This is a genomic window from Nocardioides sp. Soil805 (assembly GCF_001429625.1).
Taxonomy (GTDB): domain Bacteria; phylum Actinomycetota; class Actinomycetes; order Propionibacteriales; family Nocardioidaceae; genus Nocardioides.
On the sequence record NZ_LMSU01000001.1, the window covers coordinates 225,124 to 248,819 of the forward strand.

Here is a 23,696-nt window from a genome sequence, read left to right on the forward strand (position 1 = left end):
ATGGCGCACGTGGCCAACGACGACCCAGCATCGCCCGTCCAGCGAGAGCGCCGTACCCGCATCCTCGACGCCACGATCACCCTGGCGTCCCGGGGTGGCTTCGAGGCGGTGCAGATGCGAGCGGTGGCCGAGCAGTCCGACGTGGCCCTGGGGACGCTCTACCGCTACTTCCCCTCCAAGATCCACCTGCTCGTCTCCGCGCTGGCCCGCGAGTTCGAGCGGGCCGACGCCGCGATGGCGGCCAACCCGGTGCCGGGCGACACCGCGGCGGACCGCGTGGTCCACGTGCTGCGCGCGATGACCCGCGGTCTCCAGGACGACCCGCACCTGACCGAGGCCCTCACCCGGGCGTTCATGTTCGCCGACCGGTCGGCCCGGCACGAGATCAACCACGTCGGGACACTGCTGGCGCGGATCCTGACCCGCGCCGTGCGCTCGGACGTCGTCGATCCCGAGCGGGACGCGACCGACGAGGAGCTGGCGATCGCGCGCGTCATCGGCGACGTGTGGCTGGCGTCGCTGATGGCGTGGGTGACCGGCCGCAGCGACGCCGAGCAGACGCAGGCCCACCTCGAGCGTGCGGTGCGCCTCGTCCTGCGCTGAGGTCGGCCCGCGCAGCACCCGCCTCGCGGCGATCAGCGCAGCGGGTCGAAGGGCACCAGCTCGGCAGGGGTGTGGCCGGTCACGAGCCCCTGCGCGAGCAGCTTGCCCGTGACGGGGCCGAGGAAGATCCCCGACATCGCATGGCCGCCCGCCACGAAGACCCTGGGTGACCGGGTCGGGCCGACCAGCGGCAGCCCGTCGCCCGTGCACGGTCGCGCACCGACCCACTCCTCGCCCCGATCGTCGAGGTCCACACCCCTCAGCAGGGGGCGGACCGCCTCGACGATCGCCTCGATGCGACGGGGGTCCGCTGCCGCGTCGGGGTCGCGGAGCTCCATCGTCCCGGCGACGCGGAGCCGCGTGCCCTCGGGCGTCGAGAGGGGGGTGCACGCCACCCGCTGCCTCGGGAAGTAGAGCGGCGCGCGCGGGACCTGGTCCCCGGCGACGCTGAACGAGTAGCCACGCCCGGACTGGACCGGCTGCCGGACCCCGAAGCGGCGCGCCAGGCCACCCAGCCAGGCGCCGTGGGCGAGCACCACCTGGTCGAACTGCTCGCCGCCCTGCTCCGCGGTGGTGACGACGACGCCGCTCGGGACGTCCTGCACGTCCGTGACGGTGGCGCCCTCGACGATGCGCCCGCCACGCCTCCGGACCGCGTCGGCGAGGGCCGCGAGGAACACCGGCGGGTTGACGTAGCGCTGGTCGTGGAGCAGCACCGCGGAGCCGATCGCGGTGGACAGGCTCGGCTCCGCGTCGCGGGCCTCGGACCCGGTGAGGACGTCGTACCCCACGTCCTGGCCGGACGCCCGGATGTCCTCGAGCTCCTCCAGCAGTCCCGCGTTCTCCTCCGGCGTGCGGAAGCAGGCGAGGAACGGGTCCGCCGCGTACGTGCTCGCGTCGACGTCGCCACTGGTGAGCTCGTCGAAGGCCGCCACCGCGGCCCGGTTGACCGGAGCGTAGGCACGCATCCCAGTCGCCCACCGGCGAGCGGTGCTGTGGCGCGCGAACCCGGTCAGGAACCGCAGCAGGTGCGGGTCGGGGCGCAGCGGGACGTAGACCGGCGACGAGGGGCTGAGCATCGCGCGCACGCCGTAGCGCAGGACCGACGGCTCCGGCATCGGCGCGGTCATCGAGGGGTTGAGCCACCCGGCGTTGCCCCACGACGAGCCCGCGGCGACGTGCCGGCGCTCATGGACGGTGACGTCGACCCCGTGCTCCTGGAGGAACCAGGCGGTGGAGAGGCCGACGATCCCGGCTCCGACGACGGCGACGCGCTGAGGCATCCGGACCAACTCTCTGACGGGAAACGGGATCTGCCCCGGAGCCGTCGGACGACGCCTCCGTGGCGTCGACCGTAGCAACGTCGTCGGGGCACTCCGGAGCGCGGTCGACGAGCGGTCGGGACCTCCCGCCGCAGCACCCGTCCGGCGAGGCCGAGGGGCTCAGGCCTCGCTGGAGTGGCCGGGGAAGACGTGCGCCGACGGGTCGATCACGACGGCCGCGTTGTTGACCGCCGTCGCCGCCTCGCCGAAGCCCACCGCGATGAGCCGGACCTTGCCGGGGTACTCGGTGATGTCGCCGGCGGCGAAGACGCGCTCGACGGTGGTGCGCATCGCGCTGTCCACGACCACGTGCCGCTTGTCGGTCTCCAGTCCCCACGTCTGCAGGGCGCCCAGGTCGGCGACGAACCCGAGCGCGGCCACCACGGCCTGCGCCGGTCGGACGAGCGGGTCCTGCCCGTCGACGGTGATCTCGACCTCGGCGACGTGGCCGCCCCCGTCGGCGTCCGCACCGCGCAGCGCGGTGACCTGGGCCCGGGTGATGATCTCGACGCTGGAGTCGCGCACGGCCTTGACCGTGCGCTCGTGGGCGCGGAAGGCGTCCCGGCGGTGGACGAGGGTCACCGAGGAGGCCACCGGCTCGAGGTGCTGGGCCCAGTCGAAGGCGCTGTCGCCGCCGCCGACGATGACCACGTCCTTGCCGGCGTACGGCGCGAAGGACGGCACGAAGAACTCGACGCCCTGCCCGACCCAGCCATCGGCGGCCGGCAGTGGGCGCGGGCTGAACTTGCCGATCCCGGCCGTGACCAGCAGCGCGCTGGCGGTGATCTCGGTACCGTCGTCCAGGCCGACCACCACGTGCCCGTCGCCGTGGGCGAGGGTCTGCGCGGTGCGGTCGAGGAAGTAGTGCGGGTCCGCGGTCGCGGCCTGGGCGACGAGCCCCTCGACGAGGTCGCGGCCCTTGATCGTCGGGAAGCCGGCGACGTCGAGGATCGCCTTCTCGGGGTACATCGCCGTGATCTGCCCGCCGAGCTCGGGCAACGAGTCGACGACCGCGACGCTCATCCCGCGGAAGCCCGCGTAGTAGGCGGCGTAGAGCCCGGTGGGACCGGCCCCGATGATGAGCAGATCGACCTCGGGCACCCGGTCACTCCTTCGTCGCCGTCAGGACGCTGCCAACCTAGCCGAGCGCGGTGACCCCTGCCACGGTCCAGCGACCTTCCTCCCGGACCAGCCGCACCACGAGCCGCGTGCGTCGGACGCGACGGGCGCCGCTCGCGCCCGCGGTGGTCTGCTGGTTGGCGAAGACGAGCACCTCGGCGCGCGCGTCGGTGGCCGACACGACGGCCGACGACACGGCGGTCGTCTCCTGGTCGATCTCGTCGCGCACGGTGTCGGCGCGGACCTGCTGCATGGCCGCGGCGTACTCGTCGGCGAAGTCCGCGGTCAGGGAACGCTGCGTCGCCGTGACGTCGGCGTCGAAGGTGTCGTGGTGGTAGCTGAGCACCCGTGTCCCGGCCGTGGCCGCCACGTCCAGGAGCCGATCGCGGGCGCCAGCGTCGGTCAGGGCCGCGCCCGTCGCGACCCGCGTCGGTGCCGTCTGGCGGTCGTCGTGGACCTGCAGGGCCACGAGGACGGCCAGGACCGTGGCAGTGACGCCGAGCAGCGCGGTCAGCCAGGGGCTGGCGAGCGCGGAGGTCTCGCTGGTGCGGGGAGCCTGGTCCGGCACGTCAGTTCACGAACCTCAGGCCGTCGGTGAGCCAGCGGCCACCGTCCTCGACGAGGTCGACCTCGATGCGCCATGGCACGGTACGGCGCCCGTCGGTCCCACCGGCCGCGCTCGTGACCGCGGTGTCCGCCGCGACCAGGGCGGTGGCGGCGCCGTCGGCCCAGCTGCTGAGCCCGACGCGGAGCAGCGTGACGTCGGCGGTGGACTGCCGGCGGCGGGTCTCGGCCGTGATGGTGCGCACCTGAGGGGCGAACTGGCGCCGGAACCGCGGAGTCGTGGTCTCGAGCATCTCCTCCAGCTGGGCGTCGACGTCGGTGTGGTCGATGTCGAGGAAGGCCCGGACCTGGTCGGCGGCCGCCCGCTGCGCAGCGTCCTGCCGGACGGCGACGGAGTCGGCGGGGGCCGCCGCGGTCGTGTCCTGCTCACGCAGGGCCAGGGTGGCGAGCGCGGCGCCGAGGAGGAGCACCAGCACCACCAGGCCGACGTTGACGCGGGCGCTCACGAGGCGGCACCGCCGCTCGGTCGGGTCATGGGGGCATCGTGGCAGGTGACGGGCCCGAACGGGCGGCGACCGCCCGGGTCACTCCTCGTCGTCGTCGAGCAGCCCCTCGCGCTCGGCGGCGGCGACGATCCGGCGGACGTTGTCGATGTTGCCGCAGTCCGCGTCCAGCCGGGCGTTGCGCTCGGTGGCGAACGCCGCGCCGAGGTCGGCGCGCACCCGCTCGGAGACCTCCTCGCGGGCCGGGTTGAGGATGGTGAGCTCCTCCTCGGTCAGGTGGTGGTTGAGCGCCTGGGCGAGCTCCTCGACGGCGTCGTCGAACGCCTGCGTGTCGGTGCCCTTGAGCTCCAGCACGGCGAGCATCGCCTCGTGGCCCTCGGCGTGCTCCTCCTCGCCGTGCTCCGCCTCGCGCTCGCTGACGGCGTCCTTGCGCTTCAGCGTGGGATAGATGTGCTTCTCCTCGGCCTCGGCGTGCGCGACGTGCAGGGCGGCCAGCGCCCGGCGCACGGCGTCGCGGTCCGAGGTGCTGTCGCGCAGGTCGCGCAGCAGCGCCTCGAAGCGCCGGTGGTCGTCGAGGATCAGGTCGATGACGTCGCCCGAGACCGGGCGACCGAGGTCGATGGAGGTGCTCATGGCCACACCGTAACGAGCGGATCGCTGCCTATGCTGGCCGCATGGCGTCGAGCTCCTGGGACCGCTTCGAGCACGACCCGCGCTCGGCGGACGCAGCCGGGCTGCGTGCCTCGGACCGGGACCGCGACGTGGCGCTGGAGGTGCTCGGCGAGGCGTACGCCGACGGACGGCTCGCGCGCGAGGAGTACGACGACCGTGCGGCCGCGGTGGTCTCGGCGAAGACCCTCGGTGAGCTGCCGCCGCAGCTGGAGGACCTCGTGCCGGCCGCCGGACTCCCGGTCCCCGACCGGGGCACGCTGCAGCCCGCGAGCGACCTGCACCGCCAGGCCGTGGACCGCTGGGCCCGGGACCGGCGAGAGGCCGTCACCGGTCTGCTCACCGTCTCCCTCATCTGCTGGACGATCTGGGCCGTCGTCATGTTCGGCGGCTTCCCGTGGCCGGTCTTCCCGATGGTGGCGCAGGCCGCGGTCCTGCTGCGCACCCAGCTGCAGAAGCAGGACATCGTCGAGCGGCACGAACGCAGGCTGCTCCGGAAGCGGACCACCGAGCTCGGACCCGACACCGACGCCGGGCCGGGCGACGACTGAGCCCGGCGACCGCCCGGGGTCAGCCGTCCCAACCCGCAGGGCGGACCTTCACCGGGAGCCTGGAGACCACCAGCCGGTAGGACTCGTCGACAGCCTCGAGGAGCTCGTCGTCGGGGATGGTGCCGTCCAGGGAGAGGTCGTTCCATCCGCTCCGGCCGATGTAGGCCATCACCGAGGCCGCCCCTGGGTAGCGGTCGAGCCACTCGTCGGCGGCCTCCCGGCTGGCCCCCGCCTTGACGCCGACGCCGTCGCGACCCAGGAACGCGAAGATCTTGCCGCGCTCCCCCGCGCCGACCTTGTAGACCGGCAGCTCGTGGTCCCACGGGTTGTCGGGCCACGCGCCCGGCTTGGCCGCGCAGTGCGCCTCGAGGTCGGCGACGTCCATCAGGCCGAGCCACCCCGGAGTGGAGGTCCGGTGCGTGCGTGCCGGACGTTCACTTGGTCGCTTCCATCATCTGGCGGAGCTCCTTCTTGAGCTCGCTGATCTCGTCGCGCAGCCGCGCGGCCACCTCGAACTGGAGCTCGGCGGCCGCGGTCTTCATCTGCTCGGTGAGGCCCTGGATGAGCTCGGCGAGGTCGCTGGACGGGATCCCGGCCGTGTCGGGCAGGTCCGAGTGCATCTTGGACAGCGACGGGGTCGGCGACTTGGCCTTGACCCCACCGGCCCGGCCCTTCTGTCCGACGTCGGCCCACGTCTGGAGGAGCTCCTGGGTGGTCTCGTCCTCGCGGGCGAGCATCTCGGTGATGTCGGCGATCTTCTTGCGCAGCGGGGTCGGGTCGATGCCGTGCTCGGTGTTGTAGTCGACCTGGATCTGGCGGCGTCGGTTGGTCTCGTCGATCGCGGCCTCCATGGAGGGCGTGATCTTGTCGGCGTACATGTGGACCTGGCCGGACACGTTGCGGGCGGCACGACCGATGGTCTGGATGAGTGACTTGTCGGAGCGCAGGAAGCCCTCCTTGTCGGCGTCGAGGATCGCCACCAGCGACACCTCGGGCAGGTCGAGGCCCTCGCGGAGCAGGTTGATGCCGACCAGGACGTCGTACTCCCCCAGCCGGAGGTCGCGCAGCAGCTCGATGCGCTTGAGGGTGTCGACCTCGGAGTGCAGGTAGCGGGTGCGGATGCCGGCGTCGAGGAGGTAGTCGGTGAGGTCCTCGGACATCTTCTTGGTCAGCGTCGTGACCAGGACGCGCTCCTCCTTGTCGGAGCGGGTGCGGATCTCGTGGATGAGGTCGTCGATCTGGCCCTTGGTCGGCTTGACCACGACCTCGGGATCGATGAGGCCGGTGGGGCGGATGATCTGCTGGACGGTGTTGTCGACGCCGCCGACCTTGTCGAGCTCGTAGTTGCCGGGCGTGGCGGAGAGGTAGATCGTCTGGCCGATCCGCTCGAGGAACTCCTCCCAGCGCAGCGGCCGGTTGTCCATCGCGCTGGGCAGCCGGAAGCCGTGGTCGACGAGGTTGCGCTTGCGGGACATGTCTCCCTCGTACATCCCGCCGATCTGCGGCACCGCCACGTGCGACTCGTCCACGACGAGGACGTAGTCCTCCGCGAAGTAGTCGAGCAGCGTGTTGGGCGCCGAGCCGCGGGAGCGGCCGTCCATGTGCATCGAGTAGTTCTCGATGCCCGAGCAGGACCCGACCTGCCGCATCATCTCGATGTCGTAGGTCGTACGCATCCGCAGGCGCTGGGCCTCGAGCAGCTTGCCCTGCCGCTCGAAGGTGGCCAGCTGGTCCTCCAGCTCGAGCTCGATGCCCTTGATCGCGCGCTCCATCCGCTCGGGGCCGGCGACGTAGTGGGTGGCCGGGAAGACGTGCAGCTCCTGGTCCTCGGTGATGACCTCGCCGGTGACGGGGTGCAGGGTCATCAGCCGCTCGACCTCGTCGCCGAAGAACTCGATGCGCACCGCGAGCTCCTCGTAGACCGGGAAGATCTCGAGGGTGTCGCCGCGGACCCGGAAGGTGCCGCGGGTGAAGGACATGTCGTTGCGCGTGTACTGGATCTCGACGAGGCGGCGCAGGATCGAGTCGCGGTCGTGCTCCTCGCCGACGCGCAGCCGCAGCATCCGGTCGACGTACTCCTGCGGGGTGCCGAGGCCGTAGATGCAGGACACGGTGCTGACAACGATCACGTCGCGCCGGGTCAGCAGGCTGTTGGTCGCGCTGTGCCGGAGTCGCTCGACCTCCTCGTTGATGGAGGAGTCCTTCTCGATGTAGGTGTCCGTCTGGGGGACGTAGGCCTCGGGCTGGTAGTAGTCGTAGTAGGAGACGAAGTACTCCACGGCGTTGTCCGGGAAGAGCTGGCGCAGCTCGTTGGCGAACTGCGCGGCCAGCGTCTTGTTGGGCTGGAGCACCAGCATCGGCCGCTGCAGCTGCTCGGCCACCCACGCGACGGTGGCCGTCTTGCCGGTGCCGGTCGCACCGAGCAGCACGATGTCCTGCTCGCCGCCCTGGATGCGCTGCGTGATCTCCTCGATGGCCGCCGGCTGGTCGCCGGACGGCTGGTAGTCGGAGACGACCTTGAAGGGGGCGACGCGGCGCTCGAGGTCTGTGACTGGACGCATGCGTCGAGCCTACGACCGACCACCGACAACGGGCTCGGCAGCGAGGCTCGGGGGTCACCCCTCCGGCGGGGTCCAGAGCCAGGCGTCGTGCAGCAGCGTCCCCTCGCGGGAGCCCGTCCACTCCTGCCCGCCGAAGACGAACAGCGACGACCCCACGGCGGTCGAGGTGTCGTCGTACGCGTCCTCGCGCCCCGGTGGCGCCGCGACGGTCAGCAGGTCGCCCGTGCCGACGTTGTAGAGACGCGCCCGCCCGTCGCTCCCCAGCGACCCGACGGAGTAGAGCTCGTACGTCGAGCGGTCGCCGTCGACGGCGCCGTAGACGTCGACGCCGCGATCGCCCTCCACGGACGGTCCCTCGCGCCAGCGACCGGTCTCCGGGTCGAGCAGCCAGACCGGGCGGTAGTGACCGTTGAGCAGCAGCTCGTCCCCGGCCGCCCACAGCTGGTAGCCGGGGCCCGGGGCGTCCGGGAGCCGCGTCCACGTCCCGGTCTCCAGGTCCAGCCGGGCCAGCAGCTTGGTGTCGGGCACCCCGCCGTCGTCCAGGGCGGCCGTGGGCGAGCCGGCCAGGACGAGGTCGTCGCCGACCGCGACGGCGAACCGGTCGTAGACCTCGGGCAGCGGATCGGCCGGCAGCCTGTCCCAGGACCCGGCGCCGGGGTCGAAGACGAGATCGGCGGGACGACCCTGCTCGTCCGACGCCCGGTGCACCACGAGTCGGTCCCCGACGGGGACGAGGGCGACGTACGACGAACGGAACCCGGGCACCCGGCCGTGCTCGTGCCAGCGGTCGGCGGCCACGTCGTACTCGAGGAGCTCGGGGGCGCCCGCGCAGCCCATGCCGGTGCGGCAGCCGGTCACGGTGAAGACCGAGCCTCCCAGCGCAGCGGTCTGCCGCTGCTCCCCCACGAGGCCGAACGGCGCCGGGGCCATGGGCGACCACTCGTCGGTGCGGGTGTTGAGGACGGCACCATCGGCGTGCAGCGGCTCCTCGGGGAAGGCGCAGTCCGCCGTGGGCGGGCACAACAGCTCCCACCCCCCGACGACGACCACCCGGTCCCCCACGGCCTCGACCAGCGACCTGCTCCGCGCTGACAGCGGCGCGTCGGGGAGACGCACCCACCCGTCGCCGGCGTCGGTGCTGCTCCCCGGTCCGGGCGCGTCCACCACCTCGGCGCCCGAGTCGCACGCGACCAGGAGCGCAGCGAGCAACGGGCCCAGCAGCCCGAGGACGAGGAGGAGCGGTGGGCGTCTCACGCCGGTCGGACGAGCGCGGCGGCCCCGCCGTTCCCGGCCTCGGTCAGCGGACGCGGTCGAGGGTGACGACCCGGACCCCGCCGGCGAGGTCGACCTGGTCGACGGGCGTGAACCGCGCGGACGTCTCCGGGCCCGCGAACAGGGAGATGCCCGAGCCGAGGACAGTGGGGTTGACCTTGAGCACGAGGCGGTCCACCTCGGGCAGCAGCGCGTGCGCGAGGGTGCCGCCGCCGACCAGCCAGACGTCGAGACCGTCCTCGGCCTTGAGCTCGCGCACCCGGGCGAGCGGGTCGTCGGCGACGACCTCCACCGGCAGGTCGTCGCGCCCGGCCAGCGAGCGGGAGACCACGAGGTGACGCAGGTGCGGGTAGGCGTCGTCGAGGCCCGCGTCCAGCCCCAGCTGGTACGACGCGCGACCCTCCACGACCGTGTCGAAGTGGCGTCCCGGCCCCTCGATCCCCATGGCGGCGCGCGCGGGGCCGGGCAGGGTCTCGGGATAGGTCGAGGCGAGGAGCTCCACGAGGTCCGGGGTGATCGGGAAGGCGTCGCTCCCGCTCGGGTCCCCTCCCTCGGGTCCGGCGATGAAGCCGTCGAGCGTGACGGCGACGAGGTAGACGAGTCGGCGCATGCCGTCATGCTGCCAGCCACGGTGGGGCGCGTCGTACCGGCCCCGGAGCACCCCTCGCGCGGCGTCGCTATCTTGTCCGTGTGACTGCCGCCCGCGTGCTGACCGTCGTCCGCCGGACGCTGCTGTCGGTCGTCGGGTTCCAGCTCCTCCTCGCCCTCGCCCTGTCCCTGGTGGACTCCTACCGCCGGCGCGGCAAGAAGCCCAAGCCGTTCCCGGTCACGCCGCCGCGGACCGTCGAGGTCGGTGACGGCACCCTCACGACGTACACCTTCGGGCAGGACCTCTTCGACGACATGCTCGCCGCCATCGACGGCGCCCAGAAGCAGGTGCTCCTCGAGACCTACATCTGGAAGGGCGACGAGGTCGGCGAGCGCTTCAAGGCCGCCCTCGTCGCGGCCGCGGACCGGGGCGTGGAGGTCTACTGCATCTACGACGGCTTCGCCAACCTCGTCGTCTCCCCGCGCTTCCGGCGCTTCCCGGCGTCGCTCAAGGTGCTGCGCTACCCGGTCTACTCGGCGGGCTTCCGCTTCTGGGACCTGCGCCGCTACGGCCGCGACCACCGCAAGATCCTCGTCGTCGACGAGGAGGTCGGCTTCGTCGGCGGCTACAACATCGGCACCGCCTACGCGACCGAGTGGCGCGACACCCACGTCCGGATCACCGGCCCCGGGGTCTGGGACCTCAAGCGCGCGTTCGCCGACTTCTGGAACCTCAACCGCCGCAAGCGCATCGGCCGCTCCGAGCGCCCGTTGCTGCTGGAGACGGCCTCGGTGTGGGAGCCGCGGATCCGCTTCGCGCGCAACGTCCCGCGACTGTGGGTCTTCCCCATCCGGTCGATGTACCTCGACGCGATCAACCGCGCCACCAAGAACATCTGGATGACGCACGCCTACTTCATCCCCGACCAGGACTTCGTGGACGCCCTGCGCGACGCCGCTCGTCGCGGGGTGGACGTGCGGCTGCTGCTGCCGCTCAAGTCCAACCACATCGTGGCCGACTGGATCTCGCGCGGCTACTTCGGCCAGCTGCTCCAGGCCGGGGTGCGCATCCTGCGCTTCCGCGACGCGATGGTGCACGCCAAGACCTCGACCATCGACGGCAACTGGTCCACCGTCGGGACCGCCAACGTCGACCGGCTCAGCCTGCAGGGCAACTACGAGATCAACGTCGAGGTCATCGACGAGTCGATGGCGGCCGTGCTGGAGGAGATCTTCCTGGCCGACGAGTCCAACTCGCTGGAGCTGACGCTCGGCGAGTGGGAGGCGCGGGACCTGCACCGCAAGTTCACCGAGTACGTCCTCGCGCCGCTGCGTCCCCTTCTCTGACCTCGTCCGCCCCGCCGCCGCCGACACCGCCGACGCCACTGCCGCCGACACCGCCGCTGTTGTCGCGGTGCGTACGCCGCACGCTCCGGCCGAGCACCAGGATCCAGGTCCCCGCGACCCCGATCGCGGCCAGGACGAGGACGAAGGCGACGCCGGGCCCTCCCGTCCAGTCCAGCGCGTCGCCGTACCGGAGCAGGGCGACGACCTCGAGGACGAGGAACGCGACCCCGGTGAGGCCGAGCGGCTGCACCCGGTCGACGTCGTCGATCAGCCGGGCGTGGGCCGCCGCCCACCCCAGGCCGACGAGCCAGGCACCGACGGCGCGCGCCGTGAGGTCGGTGAGGGCCCACGGCCAGCCGTCGGCGGCCCACCCGGGCGCGAGCAGCAGCGCCACCCCGCCCGCGAGCAGGACGACGGCCAGGACGACGAGCAGCAGCCGCAGCCCGGCGGGCAGCCGGTGCAGGGTCGCGCGCGGGCCGGGGACGCGGGTCGTCGCCTGGAGGGCGAGGGCCACGAGCATGGCGACGGGCACGCCCGCGTAGATCGCCAGCCAGCCCCACGTCACCAGCCGCGCGCTGGTGGCGAAGCCGGGGCCGAGGTGGAACTTGTCGAGGTGGACGAGGGTCACGACGAGGGTGAGCGAGGTGAAGACCAGCACCGTCCACACGGTGAGCCTCGCCCGTCCCCACCCCGGCGACCGCGCTCCGGCGATCTCCAGGACCGCGCTCGACCAGTACGCCGCGCCGAGGAAGACCGCGGTCATCGGCACGTCGATCGTCCAGGCGAACCAGTCGGCCGTGCGCAGCGGGAAGACGGTGAGCTGGAGCCCGGCCAGGAACACCAGGACCGCGGCCACCACCAGGATGACCCGCATCGGCCGGACGACCGCGACGTCCCGCCCGGTCACGGGTGCGCCCCCGAGGACGCGGCGGCGGACCGCTCGAGCGGGTGCGCCGCCAGGTAGCCGTGGAGCAGGGCGATCACCGTGGCCCCGTCCCCCACCGCGGTCGCGACCCGCTTGATCGACCCGGACCGCACGTCGCCGACGGCGAAGACCCCGGGCAGGCTGGTCTCCAGCGGGAGCCGGGCCTGTCCCTGCGCCATCCCGGCGGCGTCGGCCGGGTCGGGGCCGGTGCGCACGAAGCCGGCGTCGTCACGGGCGACCTCGTCGGGCAGCCAGGACGTGCGCGGCACCGACCCGATGAGCACGAAGAGGCCCGCCGCGGGGACCTCCTCGGTCCCGCCGCCGCGCGGGTCCCCCACGGTGAGGCCGGCCAGGCAGCCGTCGGCCTCGCGTCCGCCCAGCACGGCCGACCGGTAGCGGATCGCGACGTTGCGGGTCGCCTCCAGCTGGGCGATGAGGTAGTCGGACATGCTCGCGGCCAGCGTGGGACCACGGACCAGGAGCGTGACGTGGCGCGCGTAGCGGGCGAGGTGCAGGGCCGCCTGGCCTGCCGAGTTGCCCCCGCCGACGACGTACACCTCCTGTCCGGTCATCGACGGCGCCTCGGAGACGGCGGCGCCGTAGTAGACGCCGCGGCCGACGAGCCCCTCGAGCTCGGGGACGTCGAGGCGGCGGTAGTCGACGCCGGTGGCGATCACCACGCTCCTGCCCCGCACCACGCTGCCGTCGGACATCGAGACGGTGCGCAGCATCCCCTCCGCGCCCAGGCCCTGGACCTGCCGCATGAACGAGTACTCGGTCCCGAAGGCCCACGCCTGCTGGAAGGAGCGGTAGGCCAGGTGCGCCCCGCTGACCCCGCGCGAGAACCCGGGGTAGTTGCGGATCAGCGACGAGGTCCCGGCCTGACCCCCCACCGCCTGTTGCTCGACGACCAGGGTGGAGAGGCCCTCCGAGGAGGCGTAGACCGCCGCGGCGAGGCCGCTCGGACCGGCGCCGACGACCACGACGTCGTACACGTGGTCGGCCGGGGGCGGGCGGGTGAGCCCGAAGGCGTCGGCGATCTCCAGGTCGGTGGGCGCGACGAGCGTCGTGGGCGGCGAGGTGAAGGCCAGGACCACGACCGGCAGGTCCGGGTCCTCCAGGCCGAGGTCGGCCAGCATCCGCTGGCCCGCGTCGGTGCCGGCGTCGTGGAAGGCGAGCGGGATGTGGTTGCGCCCGAAGGAGTCGCGCAGGGAGTGGGTGCGCTCGTCGCGCTGCTCCCCGATGAGCCGCACCGCCTCGAAGCCGATGCCCTGGGCGAGGTGCCAGTCGTCGAGGGCGTCGACCAGGGCGCCGTGGAACTCCTCGTCGCGGCGTCGCTCCGGCCGCAGCACCAGCAGCTCGGCATGGCCGTGCGCGATCGCCGCGAAGACCGTGGAGGTGCTTTCGAAGTCACCCCAGACCGCCGCGACCACCCGCTTGGCGGACGGGTGCAGGGCGTAGGCGCGGCGCAGGAAGTCGAGCCCGTCGCGGTCGCCGGGGCCGTAGCAGCCGATGACCAGGGCCACCTGGCGGTGCCACCGCCGCAACCCCTCCAGCACCGCACGGGCGTGGGCGTAGTCGGCGCACACGACGACCTCGTAGTCGCCGCCGTAGCGCCGGCGCAGCTCCGCGGCGAGCACCTCGCGGGAGGTGGGGTCGGTGGTGGCCAGCAGCAGGACGGGATCGAGGTCCTCCATGGTGGGCCCCCCTCCGACGCCTCCAGCAGTGGCGTCGACGCTACTCGCGCGGTCGGGTCGCAGCGACCCCACAAATGGGGGTCGTCAGGGCGTACGACGCCCGGTGCCGCCGGTGGGCAGGTGCGTCGGGACGCTCATCCGCGGACCCCGTCGCGGCCGGGACTGCCCGCCGGCGCACGCCAGCGCGGCGGCCCGCCCGCGCTGCGGACGGTAGGGCTCGAGCGCCACGGCCAACTCCTCGTCGGTGATGTCGTGCCCGAAGAGCGCCCAGCCGACGTGGTTGGCCAGGTGGTAGTCGCCGAAGCTCACGGCGTCGGGATCACCCAGCGCCCGCTGGCGCACCTCGGCGCTCGTCCACACGCCGATGCCCCGCACCGACCGGATCCGCCGGTCGAACTCGGCGGGCGGTGCGTCGACCAGCCGCTCGAGGGAGGCCGCGACCCGGCACGCGGTGACCAGGGTGCGGGACTGGGCCGGCTCGACGCCCAGGCGCAGCCACTCCCAGGACGGGATCCGGGCCAGCGCCTCCGGCTCGGGCTGCACGTGCAGGCGCAGCTCCCCGACCACCGCGGCCGGCCCGGGAGCCGGCTCGCCGTGGCGCACCACCAGCTGGCGGAACGCCCCGAACGCCTGCTTGCCGGTCACCTTCTGCTCCAGGATCGAGGGCACCAGCGCCTCCATGACCCGCCGGCTGGCGCCCAGGCGCCAGTGCGGCCGCCGCCGCCAGCCCTCCGCCACGGCCGGGTGGAGCGGCTCGAAGCCCTCCGGGTCGTCCGCCGCGCCCAGCAGCGAGGGCATGGACTCCAGGACCCACGACGCGCCCGCGCCCCACGCCGTACCGACCACGACGCCGTCGGCGGGACGCGGCTCCACGCACAGCGTCGCGGGCCCGTCGGGGGTGCGGGTGGCGCGCCACACGCGCCCGCGCAGGTCGGTGCGCTGGGTCGGGTCCCCGGCCCCGCGCCGCTGCTGGGCCAGGACCGACGTCGCGTCGCACGGCCACTCCGGCCGCCACTCCCTGGTCAGTGCCTCACCCACACCGCGACGGTAGACGACCCCACCGACTACCTTCCTGCCATGGGTGAATCCAGGACCGGCGAGAGCGGCAACCGGCGCGAGATCGAGCCGACCATCGAGCGCGACTTCAGCAGCCAGATGTCGTACGGCGACTACCTGCGCCTCGACCTGCTCCTCGCCGCCCAGCGGCCCCAGAGCGACCCGCCGCAGCACGACGAGCTGCTGTTCATCGTCCAGCACCAGACCAGCGAGCTGTGGCTCAAGCTGATGGTCCACGAGCTGCGCTCCGCGCGGGACCTGCTGGCCTCCGACGACCTCGCGCCCGCGCTCAAGCGGCTGGCCCGGGTCAAGCACATCCAGCGGGTGCTCACCGACCAGTGGGCGGTGCTGGCCACCCTCACCCCGAGCGAGTACGCCGAGATCCGGCCCTTCCTGGCCACCTCGTCGGGCTTCCAGTCCGCGCAGTACCGCGAGGTCGAGTTCCTGCTCGGCAACAAGGACGCCGACATGGTCCGCGTCTTCGGCCACGACCCCACGGCGCACGGCGCGCTCTCCGCGCTGCTGGCCGAGCCCTCGCTGTACGACGAGTTCCTCCGCCTCCTCGCGCGGCAGGGGTACGCCGTCCCGGCCGACGTCCTGGACCGCGACGTGACCGTCCCGCACGCCCTCTCCCCCGGCCTCGTCGACGTCTTCGCGACCGTCTACGCCGCGCCGTCGGAGCACTGGGGCATCTACGAGACCTGCGAGGAGCTGGTCGACGTGGAGGACAACTTCCAGCAGTGGCGCTTCCGCCACCTGCAGGTCGTGCAGCGGACCATCGGCCACAAGGTCGGCACCGGCGGCTCCAGCGGCGTCGACTTCCTGCGCCGGGCGCTGGACCTGACGTTCTTCCCCGAGCTGTTCGCGGTGCGCACGCGCGTCGGGGAGTGAGTCAGGCGCCGCGCTCGATCGTGGTGACCACGTCGGTGACCGACGGGCGGCGCGGGGCCGAGGAGAAGCCGAAGCGGCACGGCGGGTCGACGGGCGCGAGCGCGCCGAGGTCCCGGCCGTGCCACGTGCCGGCCAGCGCCGTCACCGCCCGCGCCGACGTCGCGCCGTACCACTCCCGGCGTTCCTGACCCGCGGTCCCGCGGGTGCGGACGCCACGCATCACCACCCGGGCGACCGGGTCCGTCAGGGCGCACCAGGCGGGCGAGGTGGCGACCCGGGCCGGCACGAGCCCCAGCAGCACGCCGACCGGAGTGCGGCCACCGATGGTCAGGTCCAGGGCCAGCGGTCCCGACCCCACCCGCCACCCGTGCTGGGTGTCGCGGACCTCGACGGGCGCGATGACGACCTCGTCGAAGGTGTAGGTCGCGGACACGAAGTCCCGGGTGCGCTCGTCGGGGGCGAGGAGCACCCGGTGCCCCGCGGCGTCCTCGACCATCAGGTCGGCGAAGGGTCCCCACGGGCCGTCGTCCCAGCGGCCGACGACGACGCGTACGCCGCTCGCGCTGCCGACGCCGGCGATCCGGCCGCTGAAGCGCTCCCGCACCCTCGTCGTCCTCCGCACGCGCCGCATCGTGCCACCCCGGCGAACGGCGTGGCCCGACGGTCCCGGCGGGTGAGCCCCGTTGTCGGTGGTCGGAGGCAGGATGGCCCCATGTTCCTCGCCGACCTCGTCGCCACCTCGCAGGCCGTGGGCGCCACCCGCTCGCGCAAGGCCAAGGCCGAGTCCCTCGCCGCGGCGCTGCGGCGCGCCGAGCCCGACGAGCTCGAGACCGTGGTGGCCTACCTCGGCGGCACCCTGCGCCAGCGGCGCACCGGCCTGGGGTGGCGCGGCGTCAGCGACCTCCCGGAGCCCGCCGACGCACCGACCCTGACGGTGAGCGAGGTGCACCAGACCTTCGAGGACATCAGCCGGATCGCCGGCGCCGGGTCCCAGGCGCGGCGCAAGGCTGCCGTCGCCGACCTCTTCGGCCGCGCCACCGTCGACGAGCAGGCGTGGCTGCGCGGCCTCGTCACCGGCGAGGTCCGGCAGGGCGCCCTCGACGCGCAGGTCCAGGAGGCCGTGGCCGCGGTCGCGGAGGTCCCCCTGGCGTCCGTCCGCCGCGCCGCGATGCTCGCCGGCAGCACCCTCGCCGCCGCGGTCGCCGCCTTCCACGGGGGCGAGGAGGCGCTGGCCGCCATCGGCCTGGAGGTGGGTCGCCCAGTGCTGCCGATGCTGGCCTCGAGCGCCCCCGACGTGGCGGCGGCGCTCGACAAGATGGCCGGCCGCCCGGTCGCCATCGACGCCAAGCTCGACGGCATCCGCATCCAGGTCCACCGCGACGGCGACGAGGTCCTCGTGGTCACCCGCAGCCTCGACGACATCACCGGCCGGCTGCCCGAGGTCGTGGAGATCGCCCGCTCGCTGCCCGCGCGCCGGTTCGTCCTCGACGGCGAGGCGCTGGTGCTGGCCGACGACGGCCGCCCCCGGCCCTTCCAGGAGACCTCGTCCCGCACCGCACAGGCCGGCGGCGGCGTCGTCGCGCCGTACTTCTTCGACGTCCTGCACGTCGACGACCGCGACCTGCTCGACGAGCCCGGCCACGAGCGCCTCGCGGTCCTCGACGGCCTGGTCCCCGAGCAGCACCGCGTCGGCCGGCTGGTCACCGACGACGCGGACGCGGCCCGGGAGTTCGTCGCCGCCACCCTGGCCGCCGGCCACGAGGGGGTCGTCGTCAAGGACCTCGACGCCCGCTACGAGGCCGGTCGCCGCGGTGCCGGCTGGATCAAGGTCAAGCCGGTCCACACCCTCGACCTGGTGGTGCTCGCCGTCGAGTGGGGCAGCGGCCGGCGGCGGGGCTGGCTCTCCAACATCCACCTCGGTGCCCGGGACCCCGAGGGCGGCGGCTTCGTCATGCTGGGCAAGACGTTCAAGGGCATGACCGACGAGATGCTCGCCTGGCAGACCGAGCGCTTCACCGAGCTGGCGACATCCCCCGCCGACCGCAGCGAGTACGTCGTGCACGTGCGTCCCGAGCAGGTCGTGGAGATCGCCTTCGACGGCCTGCAGCGCTCGACCCGCTACCCCGGCGGTGTGGCCCTGCGGTTCGCGCGGGTGCTGCGCTACCGCGACGACAAGCAGGCGCACGAGGCGGACACGATCGAGGACGTGCGCGCACTCCTCTGATCAGCCGTCCCACGGCAGGCTCGCCGTGAGGTCCTCGATGGACGGATCCATGCCGTCGACCGCCATGACCCGGACCCGCTCCAGGCGTGGGAGGTCCATCAGGGGCGAATAGTCCTTGTCGTCGACGACGACCGTGTGGAGCAGCAGGTCGGTGAGCACGCGCAGCTCGCGCAGGAAGCCGATGGACGGCAGGTGGGCGTTCCTCGGCGTCGTCCAGCTGCCACCGAGCTCGAGCCTCGTCAGGGTCGTCAACCGACCGATCGGTGACGGGTGCTCGATCTCCCGGAAGCCCTCGATGGCCAGCGACCGCAGCTCCGGGAGGACGGCGAGCGGCTCGACCGTGGTCACCCGCGACGCGCCTCGCAGGGAGAGGTCGTGCAGGTGCGACATGCCGCCCAGGGGCGACAGGTCCGAGTAGTCACCCCACTTCACCGAGAGGGACTCCAGCTGCTGTTGCCCGGCCAGTGCCTCGAACAGCCGTGCCGGAGTCCGGCTGGTGAGCTCCAGTCGCCTGATCGGCGACGACCCCGCCGCGAGGAACGTGACCCAGTCCGCCACGACACGACGGGCGGCTGAGGCCGAGTACCCGGTGCCGAGCTGCGTCGCCCGCACCCGGATCGCCTCCTCGCCGTCGTACTCGGCGACGGAGACGATGGTGGGAGGCTGGGACGTCATGGGCCCGATCCTGCCCGCTGACGGCTCGCGGAACGCGCCCCGGCGCGCGGCGTCACCGGCGGGTCGCCACCCACAGCTCCTCGGCCGGCCACCGGGTCGCCCACTCCTGCGACACGATCTCGTAGAACGGGTGGTCGAGGCCGTCCGCCGGTGCGTACATCTCGTGCAGGGCCTCGACGACGAAGCCCGCACCGCGGAGCAGCCGGACCCACTCCCCGTGCGAGGGATGGAACTCGAAACCGCCTCCGGGCCACTCCACGCGGTGGGCCTCGCGCTGGCCGCGCAGCAGCCGGTCCCCCGCCACCCCGCCGTCCGCCGGGACGCAGAGCGTCGACAGGGTGCTGTTGGTCAGGAACACCAGGCGCCCACCCGGCCGCAGGACCCTCGCGGCCTCGGGCAGCCACCGCTCGGGGTCGCACCAGGCGGCCGCCCCGTGCTCGCTCACGACGAGGTCGAAGCGCCCGTCGGCCAGGGGGACCCGCTCGGCGTCGCCCTGCACGAGGGGGAAGCCGGGACCCAGCCGGGCCTGGAGGCGCCGGGCGGTGGCGAGCTGCTCACCCGAGAAGTCCAGGGCGACCGGCCGGGCTCCTGCGCGCGCGAGCCAGGCGGCGACGTACGCCGTCCCGCACGCGAGGTCCAGGACGTCCAGGCCGCGCACGTCACCGAGCACCCCGAGCTCTCGCTCGGGTGCGGAGAACAGGCCCCACACCATCTCCGGCCGGCGCCACATGCCCTCGGCCGCGCCGTCGGTGAAGCGCTCGTTGACGATCGCCCAGAGCCTCCGGTTCCAGGCGATCTCCGTGGTGCGGTCCTCGGACACCTGCACAGTCTCCCCCGACGGGCCGTCCCCGGACCCCGCTCTGTCGCTGTAACGCGCCGTCCACCAACCTCCACACCCCACCGGTGGGGTGTGGAGTCACTGTCACGGCGCGTTACAGCGGGCTCGGGGCCCGGGACCCCGTCGGGACCCGCCGCGGAGGGCGTCACAGTCGTGCAACTCCCGTTTGCACGCGCCCTACACTTCTCCCATGGCGTCCACGTCCAGCGAGCAGGCACCCCGGGTCGACGGGCGCCGCTCCGCGGCAGCGGCCCGTCGCCGGCAGCGCGAGCGCGAGATCCTCGACGCGACCCGGGCCCTCTTCGACGAGCGTGGGGTGCGGGACGCCCAGATCGAGGACATCGCGCGGGCGGTGGGCATCAACCGGGCGATCGTCTACCGGCACTTCACCGGCAAGGAGGAGCTCTTCGCGCTCACCCTGACCGGCTACCTGGACGAGCTGCGCGACGCCCTGGCCGAGGGCGCCGGCCACGACGGGGATCCGGCGGCCCGGCTGACCGCCCTCGTCACAGCCTTCGTCGACTACGGCCTGGCCCACCCCGCGTTCGTCGACTGCGCGCAGACGCTGATGCGGCGTACCGGCCCCGAGCTGCTCGACGAGATCAGCGAGAGCGCGCTCTTCCGCCTCGGCCGGAGCATCTCCGGCTGCCTCTCGGTCCTGTCCAGCGTCATCGACGACGGGGTCGCTGCCGGCGACTTCGAGGTAGAGGACACCAACCTGCTGGCCAACCAGCTCTACGCCAGCGCGCTCGGCGGCCTCCAGCTGGCCCGGGTCGGCATCCTGGTCGGCGAGTCCGCGCCGGGGATCCCGACGGTCGGCGCGGTGTCGCCGGAGCAGGTGCGCGACTTCCTCGTCGCGACCGCCCTCTCGGCCTCGACCCGCCGGTCCTGAAGATCCACGCACCTGCGTGGATCTTCGTGCCCGGTCGCGGATCCTCCCCTGCACTTCCACGCACGGGCGTGGAAGTGCAGCGCCGGGGGGCCGGGCCTCACAACCCCAGGTCGTCCAGGGCCGTCATCACCGACCCGTGGTAGGTCGGGAAGGCGAAGTGCATCCGGCGTACGACGGACGGCGGGACCTTCGCGTGGACGGCCAGCGCCAGCATCGCGACCAGGTCTCCCCCGGTGCGCCCCATGGCGGTCGCGCCGACGATCAGTCCCGACCCGGCGTCGGCGACCAGCTTGACGTGCCCCTCGTTGCCCTCCGCGTCCAGCCAGCCGCGGGCCGAGCCGCTGAGGTCCGCGAAGCCGGTACGGACGTCCAGCCCCTGCTCGCGGGCCTGCTCCTCGGTCAGCCCGACCGAGCCGATCTCGGGGTCGGTGAACGTCACCCGGCTCACCGCCCGGTAGTCGGCCACCGGCCCGTCCTGACCGAGGATGTCGGCCTTCGCCACCTCGGCCTGGTAGCTCGAGACGTGGGTGTAGCGACCGTGGCCGGTGATGTCGCCGATGGCCCACAGCCGGTCGCCGGCACGCATCCGCTCATCGGTCTCGACCGTGTCCGCGTCCGGGTCCAGCCCCACGGTCTCGAGGCCCACGTCGCGGATGTTGTTGCTGCGTCCGGCAGCGACGAGCAGCCGCTCGGCCCGCACCACCAGGTCGCCGGCGGTCAGCACGAAGTCGCCGTCGTGCTCGACCCGGTCGACCTCGACCCCGGTGTGCACGGTGATCCCCTCGGCCTCGAAGAGGCGGGTGATCAGCGCGCTGGACTCGGGCTCCTCGACCGCCGCGAGCCGGTCGGCGGACTCGATGACCGTCACCTCGACCCCGAAGCGGGCCAGCGCCTGCGCCATCTCGCACCCGATCGGGCCGCCGCCGAGCACGGCCAGGCTGCGGGGCAGCTCGGTGAGCTGCACGATGTCGCGGTTGGTCCAGTACGGCGTGTCCGCCAGCCCGTCGATCGGCAGGACCAGGGGCTCGGTGCCGGTGTTGAGCACCACGCCCCGCGACGCCTCGTACTCCACGCCCTCGACCTCGACCACGCCGGGCGCCACCAGCCGGCCGTGGCCGCGCACGAGCCGGACCCCGGCCTCCTGGACGGCCTTGGCGTTGGCGTCGTCGGTCCAGCCCTTCGTGGCCTCGTCGGTGATGCGGCCCGCGGGGCGCGACCAGTCGGGCGCGACGGTGGCCGGGCCGGCGAGGTGGTCGGCGCGGTGCACCATGGCGACGTGGTCGGCCGCCCGGATCATCATCTTGGTGGGGGTGCACCCGTAGAACGGGCACTCCCCGCCCACGAGGTGCATCTCGACGCCGACCGTGTCGAGGCCCGCCTCCGCGAGCCCGGTGGCCAGCTCCTGCCCACCGGGGCCGAGCCCGAGAACGATGACGTCACAGGCGACGCGGGTCCCCACGTCAGCGCGACAGGTGCTTGGCGCGGGCGAAGCAGAACAGCCCGTAGCAGGCGATGCCGATCGCGATCGCGATCAGCAGCACCTGTCCGAAAGGCTGCGCCAGCACGGTCTGCAGGGCCTGGTCGAGGCCACCCGACTCCTTCGCGTCGTGGGTGATCGCGGCGTAGCCGAACAGGCCGCCCACGATCGCGATGGCGATGCCCTTGGCGATGTAGCCGACCTTGCCGAACATGACGTACGCCGAGCCGTCCTTGCCGGACTGGCCCTGGGCGTCGAGGTGCTCGGTGAACTTCTCGCTCCAGCCGCGGTAGACCAGCAGGCCGCCGTAGGCGATGATCGCGAGCCCGACGGCGCCCACGATGAGCTGCCCGCCCGGCAGCTGCATGAGCTTGGAGGTGGTGGAGTCGGTGCCGCCCTTCGACCCCTCGCCCACCGCGACCTTGATCGCGCTCCAGGCCAGGACGCCGTACAGGATCGCCTTGCCGAGCGAGCCGGCCCGCTTGCGCCACCGCTTGGCGTCGTCGGTCTCGTCCTGGTAGCCCATCGCGAACTCCAGGAGGCGCCACACCACCAGCAGGATCATGCCGACGGCGATCATCCAGATGAGGACGCCGCCCATCGGCTGCTCGGCGAGCGCGTGCAGCGCACCCGAGTTGGACGCGTTCTCCGACTTGTCCCCCAGCGCCAGCTGGACCGCGAGCCAGGCGACCATCAGGTGGACGATGCCGTAGGCGACCAGTCCCGCCCGGATCGCGTGGTCCAGCCACTCGCTGTGGTGCGCCTGCTGACCTGCGTGCTGTGCCTTGTCGGCGACCTCTCCCATGCGGGACACCCTAGGGCCGCCACCGCTGCGGCGCCTCACCCTGGGGAGGCGCCGCGCGGGCGGATCAGACGAGGTCGGCCTTGTCCCGCACGATGCTGCCGAGGAGACCGTTGACGAAGCTCGGGGAGTCGTCGGTCGACAGCTCGCGGACGAGGTTCATCGCCTCGGAGACCGCCACGCCGTCGGGCACGTCCTCGACGTACAGCAGCTCGTAGACACCGAGGCGCAGGACGTTGCGGTCCACCGCCGGCATCCGGGTGAGGGTCCACCCCTGGGCGTAGGTGCCGAGGAGCTCGTCGATGCGCGCCTGGTGCTCGGCGACGCCGTGGACGAGGACCGACGTGTAGTCGTTGGTCGGGCCGTCGCCCGCCTCGATGGTGCGCTCGAGGGCCTCGACCGGCCGCTCACCGCGCATCTCGGCGGCGTACAGGACGTCCAGGGCGCGCTTGCGTGCCTTGCCGCGAGCTGACACGCGTCAGCCCTTGACGCGGCCGAGGTACGACGAGTCGCGGGTGTCGACCTTGACCTTCTCGCCGCTGGTGATGAAGAGCGGCACCTGGATCTCGTGGCCGGTCTCGAGGGTGGCGGGCTTGGTGCCACCGGTCGAGCGGTCGCCCTGGAGGCCCGGGTCGGTGTGGCTGATCAGCAGCTCGACGGAGGCGGGGAGCTCGACGAAGAGCACGCGGCCCTCGTTGGTCGCCACGATGGCGTCCTGGTTCTCCAGCATGAAGTTCTTGGCGGCGCCGACGATCTCGGGCGCGATCTCGATCTGGTCGTACGTCGAGGTGTCCATGAAGACGTAGGACGTGCCGTCGTTGTAGAGGTACTGCATGGTCCGCTTGTCGACGTTGGCCGTCTCGACCTTGGTGCCGGCGTTGAAGGTCTTGTCGACCGTCTTGTTGGACTCGACGTTCTTGAGCTTGGTCCGCACGAAGGCCGGGCCCTTCCCGGGCTTGACGTGCTGGAACTCGATGACGGTCCAGAGCTGGCCCTCGATGTTGAGGACCATGCCGTTCTTGAGGTCGTTGGTGGTTGCCATGGTGGGGTCCGGCCTGCCTTCGCCATCGGTTGTCTGTTGTCAAACGGGAGTACGGCGCGCGTCGGCGCCGACCGCGAA

At 73.0% G+C, this 23,696-nt stretch carries 25 protein-coding genes; 6 read left to right on the forward strand and 19 right to left on the reverse strand.

Annotation, left to right across the window (positions count from 1 at the left end; genetic code table 11):
- Nucleotides 1–9: 9 nt before the first annotated feature.
- On the forward strand, nucleotides 10–603 hold the full coding sequence (locus ASG94_RS01150; RefSeq protein ID WP_235537080.1) for a TetR family transcriptional regulator: 594 nt from the start codon (nucleotides 10–12) through the stop codon (nucleotides 601–603).
- 32 nt (nucleotides 604–635) lie between these two features.
- Here ASG94_RS01150 and ASG94_RS01155 read toward each other — a convergent pair whose 3' ends face one another.
- The 5 genes from ASG94_RS01155 to ASG94_RS01175 all read right to left on the reverse strand — a co-directional run bounded on the left by ASG94_RS01155 (nucleotide 636) and on the right by ASG94_RS01175 (nucleotide 4,744).
- Nucleotides 636–1,886, reverse strand: coding sequence for an NAD(P)/FAD-dependent oxidoreductase (locus ASG94_RS01155; RefSeq protein WP_056924614.1), 1,251 nt, complete (start codon nucleotides 1,884–1,886; stop codon nucleotides 636–638).
- 159 nt (nucleotides 1,887–2,045) lie between these two features.
- The gene (locus tag ASG94_RS01160) at nucleotides 2,046–3,026 is read right to left on the reverse strand and encodes an NAD(P)/FAD-dependent oxidoreductase (protein ID WP_056924615.1); all 981 of its coding nucleotides are present in this window, start codon (nucleotides 3,024–3,026) and stop codon (nucleotides 2,046–2,048) included.
- 37 nt (nucleotides 3,027–3,063) lie between these two features.
- Nucleotides 3,064–3,612 (reverse strand): hypothetical protein, encoded by a 549-nt coding sequence (locus ASG94_RS01165; RefSeq protein WP_056924616.1) that lies wholly within the window; start codon nucleotides 3,610–3,612, stop codon nucleotides 3,064–3,066.
- Nucleotide 3,613: 1 nt separating this feature from the next.
- Nucleotides 3,614–4,114 carry a hypothetical protein gene (locus ASG94_RS01170; protein ID WP_056924617.1) on the reverse strand — a complete coding sequence of 167 codons (501 nt, stop codon included), beginning with the start codon at nucleotides 4,112–4,114 and terminating at the stop codon, nucleotides 3,614–3,616.
- Nucleotides 4,115–4,192: 78 nt separating this feature from the next.
- A complete protein-coding gene (locus ASG94_RS01175; RefSeq protein ID WP_056926206.1) occupies nucleotides 4,193–4,744 on the reverse strand; it encodes a hemerythrin domain-containing protein in 552 nt (183 codons plus the stop codon).
- Between the two features lie 41 nt (nucleotides 4,745–4,785).
- Here ASG94_RS01175 and ASG94_RS01180 point away from each other — a divergent pair, with 41 nt between their 5' ends.
- Nucleotides 4,786–5,331 (forward strand): DUF1707 SHOCT-like domain-containing protein, encoded by a 546-nt coding sequence (locus tag ASG94_RS01180; protein WP_056924618.1) that lies wholly within the window; start codon nucleotides 4,786–4,788, stop codon nucleotides 5,329–5,331.
- Nucleotides 5,332–5,350: 19 nt separating this feature from the next.
- Here the strand turns inward: ASG94_RS01180 and ASG94_RS01185 are convergent, their stop codons facing one another.
- From ASG94_RS01185 to ASG94_RS01200, 4 genes are read right to left on the reverse strand one after another with little or no spacing between them, the layout of a single operon-like run.
- Complete coding sequence (locus tag ASG94_RS01185; RefSeq protein ID WP_056924619.1) at nucleotides 5,351–5,716, reverse strand: MmcQ/YjbR family DNA-binding protein; 366 nt, start codon at nucleotides 5,714–5,716, stop codon at nucleotides 5,351–5,353.
- Between the two features lie 49 nt (nucleotides 5,717–5,765).
- Nucleotides 5,766–7,892 (reverse strand): excinuclease ABC subunit UvrB, encoded by a 2,127-nt coding sequence (uvrB, locus tag ASG94_RS01190; protein ID WP_056924620.1) that lies wholly within the window; start codon nucleotides 7,890–7,892, stop codon nucleotides 5,766–5,768.
- Between the two features lie 54 nt (nucleotides 7,893–7,946).
- Nucleotides 7,947–9,146: a hypothetical protein gene (locus ASG94_RS01195; RefSeq protein WP_056924621.1), complete on the reverse strand. Its 1,200-nt coding sequence runs from the start codon at nucleotides 9,144–9,146 to the stop codon at nucleotides 7,947–7,949.
- 43 nt (nucleotides 9,147–9,189) lie between these two features.
- Entirely contained in the window at nucleotides 9,190–9,774 is a 585-nt protein-coding gene (locus ASG94_RS01200) for a dihydrofolate reductase family protein (RefSeq protein ID WP_056924622.1), read from the reverse strand.
- 80 nt (nucleotides 9,775–9,854) lie between these two features.
- Here ASG94_RS01200 and ASG94_RS01205 point away from each other — a divergent pair, with 80 nt between their 5' ends.
- On the forward strand, nucleotides 9,855–11,099 hold the full coding sequence (locus ASG94_RS01205) for a phospholipase D-like domain-containing protein (RefSeq protein WP_056924623.1): 1,245 nt from the start codon (nucleotides 9,855–9,857) through the stop codon (nucleotides 11,097–11,099).
- Here ASG94_RS01205 and ASG94_RS22105 read toward each other — a convergent pair.
- The 3 genes from ASG94_RS22105 to ASG94_RS01220 form a co-directional block, all read right to left on the reverse strand.
- Nucleotides 11,059–12,006, reverse strand: coding sequence for a hypothetical protein (locus tag ASG94_RS22105; protein WP_200958000.1), 948 nt, complete (start codon nucleotides 12,004–12,006; stop codon nucleotides 11,059–11,061). The two genes, ASG94_RS01205 and ASG94_RS22105, sit on opposite strands and share 41 nt — an antisense overlap.
- A complete protein-coding gene (locus tag ASG94_RS01215; protein WP_056924624.1) occupies nucleotides 12,003–13,721 on the reverse strand; it encodes an FAD-dependent oxidoreductase in 1,719 nt (572 codons plus the stop codon). The genes ASG94_RS22105 and ASG94_RS01215 overlap by 4 nt, the downstream gene beginning before the upstream one ends.
- Nucleotides 13,722–13,805: 84 nt before the next feature.
- Nucleotides 13,806–14,759, reverse strand: a complete 954-nt coding sequence (locus tag ASG94_RS01220) for a DNA-3-methyladenine glycosylase family protein (protein ID WP_056924625.1) — start codon at nucleotides 14,757–14,759, stop codon at nucleotides 13,806–13,808.
- A gap of 39 nt (nucleotides 14,760–14,798) precedes the next feature.
- On the opposite strand from ASG94_RS01220, the gene ASG94_RS01225 reads away from it, so the two are divergent.
- Entirely contained in the window at nucleotides 14,799–15,668 is an 870-nt protein-coding gene (locus ASG94_RS01225; RefSeq protein ID WP_056924626.1) for a tryptophan 2,3-dioxygenase, read from the forward strand.
- A 1-nt stretch (nucleotide 15,669) separates the two neighbouring features.
- On the opposite strand, the gene ASG94_RS01230 is transcribed toward ASG94_RS01225, so the two are convergent.
- Nucleotides 15,670–16,290: a hypothetical protein gene (locus ASG94_RS01230; RefSeq protein ID WP_235537081.1), complete on the reverse strand. Its 621-nt coding sequence runs from the start codon at nucleotides 16,288–16,290 to the stop codon at nucleotides 15,670–15,672.
- Nucleotides 16,291–16,380: 90 nt separating this feature from the next.
- On the opposite strand from ASG94_RS01230, the gene ASG94_RS01235 reads away from it, so the two are divergent.
- Nucleotides 16,381–17,892, forward strand: a complete 1,512-nt coding sequence (locus ASG94_RS01235; protein ID WP_056924628.1) for an ATP-dependent DNA ligase — start codon at nucleotides 16,381–16,383, stop codon at nucleotides 17,890–17,892.
- Here ASG94_RS01235 and ASG94_RS01240 read toward each other — a convergent pair whose 3' ends face one another.
- Both ASG94_RS01240 and ASG94_RS01245 read right to left on the reverse strand, forming a co-directional pair.
- Entirely contained in the window at nucleotides 17,893–18,567 is a 675-nt protein-coding gene (locus ASG94_RS01240) for a hypothetical protein (protein WP_056924629.1), read from the reverse strand.
- Nucleotides 18,568–18,619: 52 nt separating this feature from the next.
- The gene (locus tag ASG94_RS01245; protein WP_056926207.1) at nucleotides 18,620–19,387 is read right to left on the reverse strand and encodes a class I SAM-dependent methyltransferase; all 768 of its coding nucleotides are present in this window, start codon (nucleotides 19,385–19,387) and stop codon (nucleotides 18,620–18,622) included.
- Between the two features lie 208 nt (nucleotides 19,388–19,595).
- Here ASG94_RS01245 and ASG94_RS01250 point away from each other — a divergent pair, with 208 nt between their 5' ends.
- Complete coding sequence (locus tag ASG94_RS01250; protein WP_056924630.1) at nucleotides 19,596–20,297, forward strand: TetR/AcrR family transcriptional regulator; 702 nt, start codon at nucleotides 19,596–19,598, stop codon at nucleotides 20,295–20,297.
- A gap of 97 nt (nucleotides 20,298–20,394) precedes the next feature.
- On the opposite strand, the gene ASG94_RS01255 is transcribed toward ASG94_RS01250, so the two are convergent.
- The 4 genes from ASG94_RS01255 to efp form a co-directional block, all read right to left on the reverse strand.
- On the reverse strand, nucleotides 20,395–21,756 hold the full coding sequence (locus ASG94_RS01255; RefSeq protein ID WP_056924631.1) for a dihydrolipoyl dehydrogenase family protein: 1,362 nt from the start codon (nucleotides 21,754–21,756) through the stop codon (nucleotides 20,395–20,397).
- A gap of 1 nt (nucleotide 21,757) precedes the next feature.
- Nucleotides 21,758–22,579 (reverse strand): DUF1206 domain-containing protein, encoded by an 822-nt coding sequence (locus tag ASG94_RS01260; RefSeq protein WP_056924632.1) that lies wholly within the window; start codon nucleotides 22,577–22,579, stop codon nucleotides 21,758–21,760.
- 64 nt (nucleotides 22,580–22,643) lie between these two features.
- The gene (gene nusB, locus ASG94_RS01265) at nucleotides 22,644–23,051 is read right to left on the reverse strand and encodes a transcription antitermination factor NusB (protein WP_056924633.1); all 408 of its coding nucleotides are present in this window, start codon (nucleotides 23,049–23,051) and stop codon (nucleotides 22,644–22,646) included.
- Between the two features lie 3 nt (nucleotides 23,052–23,054).
- Nucleotides 23,055–23,618, reverse strand: coding sequence for an elongation factor P (efp, locus tag ASG94_RS01270; RefSeq protein WP_056924634.1), 564 nt, complete (start codon nucleotides 23,616–23,618; stop codon nucleotides 23,055–23,057).
- Nucleotides 23,619–23,696: the final 78 nt, after the last annotated feature.

Coding starts and splice junctions, on each gene's coding strand:
- ASG94_RS01200 (WP_056924622.1), bottom strand. CDS start 9,774: ATGCGCCGACTCGTCTACCTCGTCGCCGTCACGCTCGACGGCTTCATC.
- ASG94_RS01185 (WP_056924619.1), bottom strand. CDS start 5,716: ATGGACGTCGCCGACCTCGAGGCGCACTGCGCGGCCAAGCCGGGCGCG.
- ASG94_RS01235 (WP_056924628.1), top strand. CDS start 16,381: ATGTTCCTCGCCGACCTCGTCGCCACCTCGCAGGCCGTGGGCGCCACC.
- ASG94_RS01175 (WP_056926206.1), bottom strand. CDS start 4,744: ATGAGCACCTCCATCGACCTCGGTCGCCCGGTCTCGGGCGACGTCATC.
- ASG94_RS01180 (WP_056924618.1), top strand. CDS start 4,786: ATGGCGTCGAGCTCCTGGGACCGCTTCGAGCACGACCCGCGCTCGGCG.
- ASG94_RS01225 (WP_056924626.1), top strand. CDS start 14,799: ATGGGTGAATCCAGGACCGGCGAGAGCGGCAACCGGCGCGAGATCGAG.
- ASG94_RS01260 (WP_056924632.1), bottom strand. CDS start 22,579: ATGGGAGAGGTCGCCGACAAGGCACAGCACGCAGGTCAGCAGGCGCAC.
- ASG94_RS01155 (WP_056924614.1), bottom strand. CDS start 1,886: ATGCCTCAGCGCGTCGCCGTCGTCGGAGCCGGGATCGTCGGCCTCTCC.
- ASG94_RS01215 (WP_056924624.1), bottom strand. CDS start 13,721: ATGGAGGACCTCGATCCCGTCCTGCTGCTGGCCACCACCGACCCCACC.
- ASG94_RS01240 (WP_056924629.1), bottom strand. CDS start 18,567: ATGACGTCCCAGCCTCCCACCATCGTCTCCGTCGCCGAGTACGACGGC.
- ASG94_RS01250 (WP_056924630.1), top strand. CDS start 19,596: ATGGCGTCCACGTCCAGCGAGCAGGCACCCCGGGTCGACGGGCGCCGC.
- uvrB (WP_056924620.1), bottom strand. CDS start 7,892: ATGCGTCCAGTCACAGACCTCGAGCGCCGCGTCGCCCCCTTCAAGGTC.
- efp (WP_056924634.1), bottom strand. CDS start 23,618: ATGGCAACCACCAACGACCTCAAGAACGGCATGGTCCTCAACATCGAG.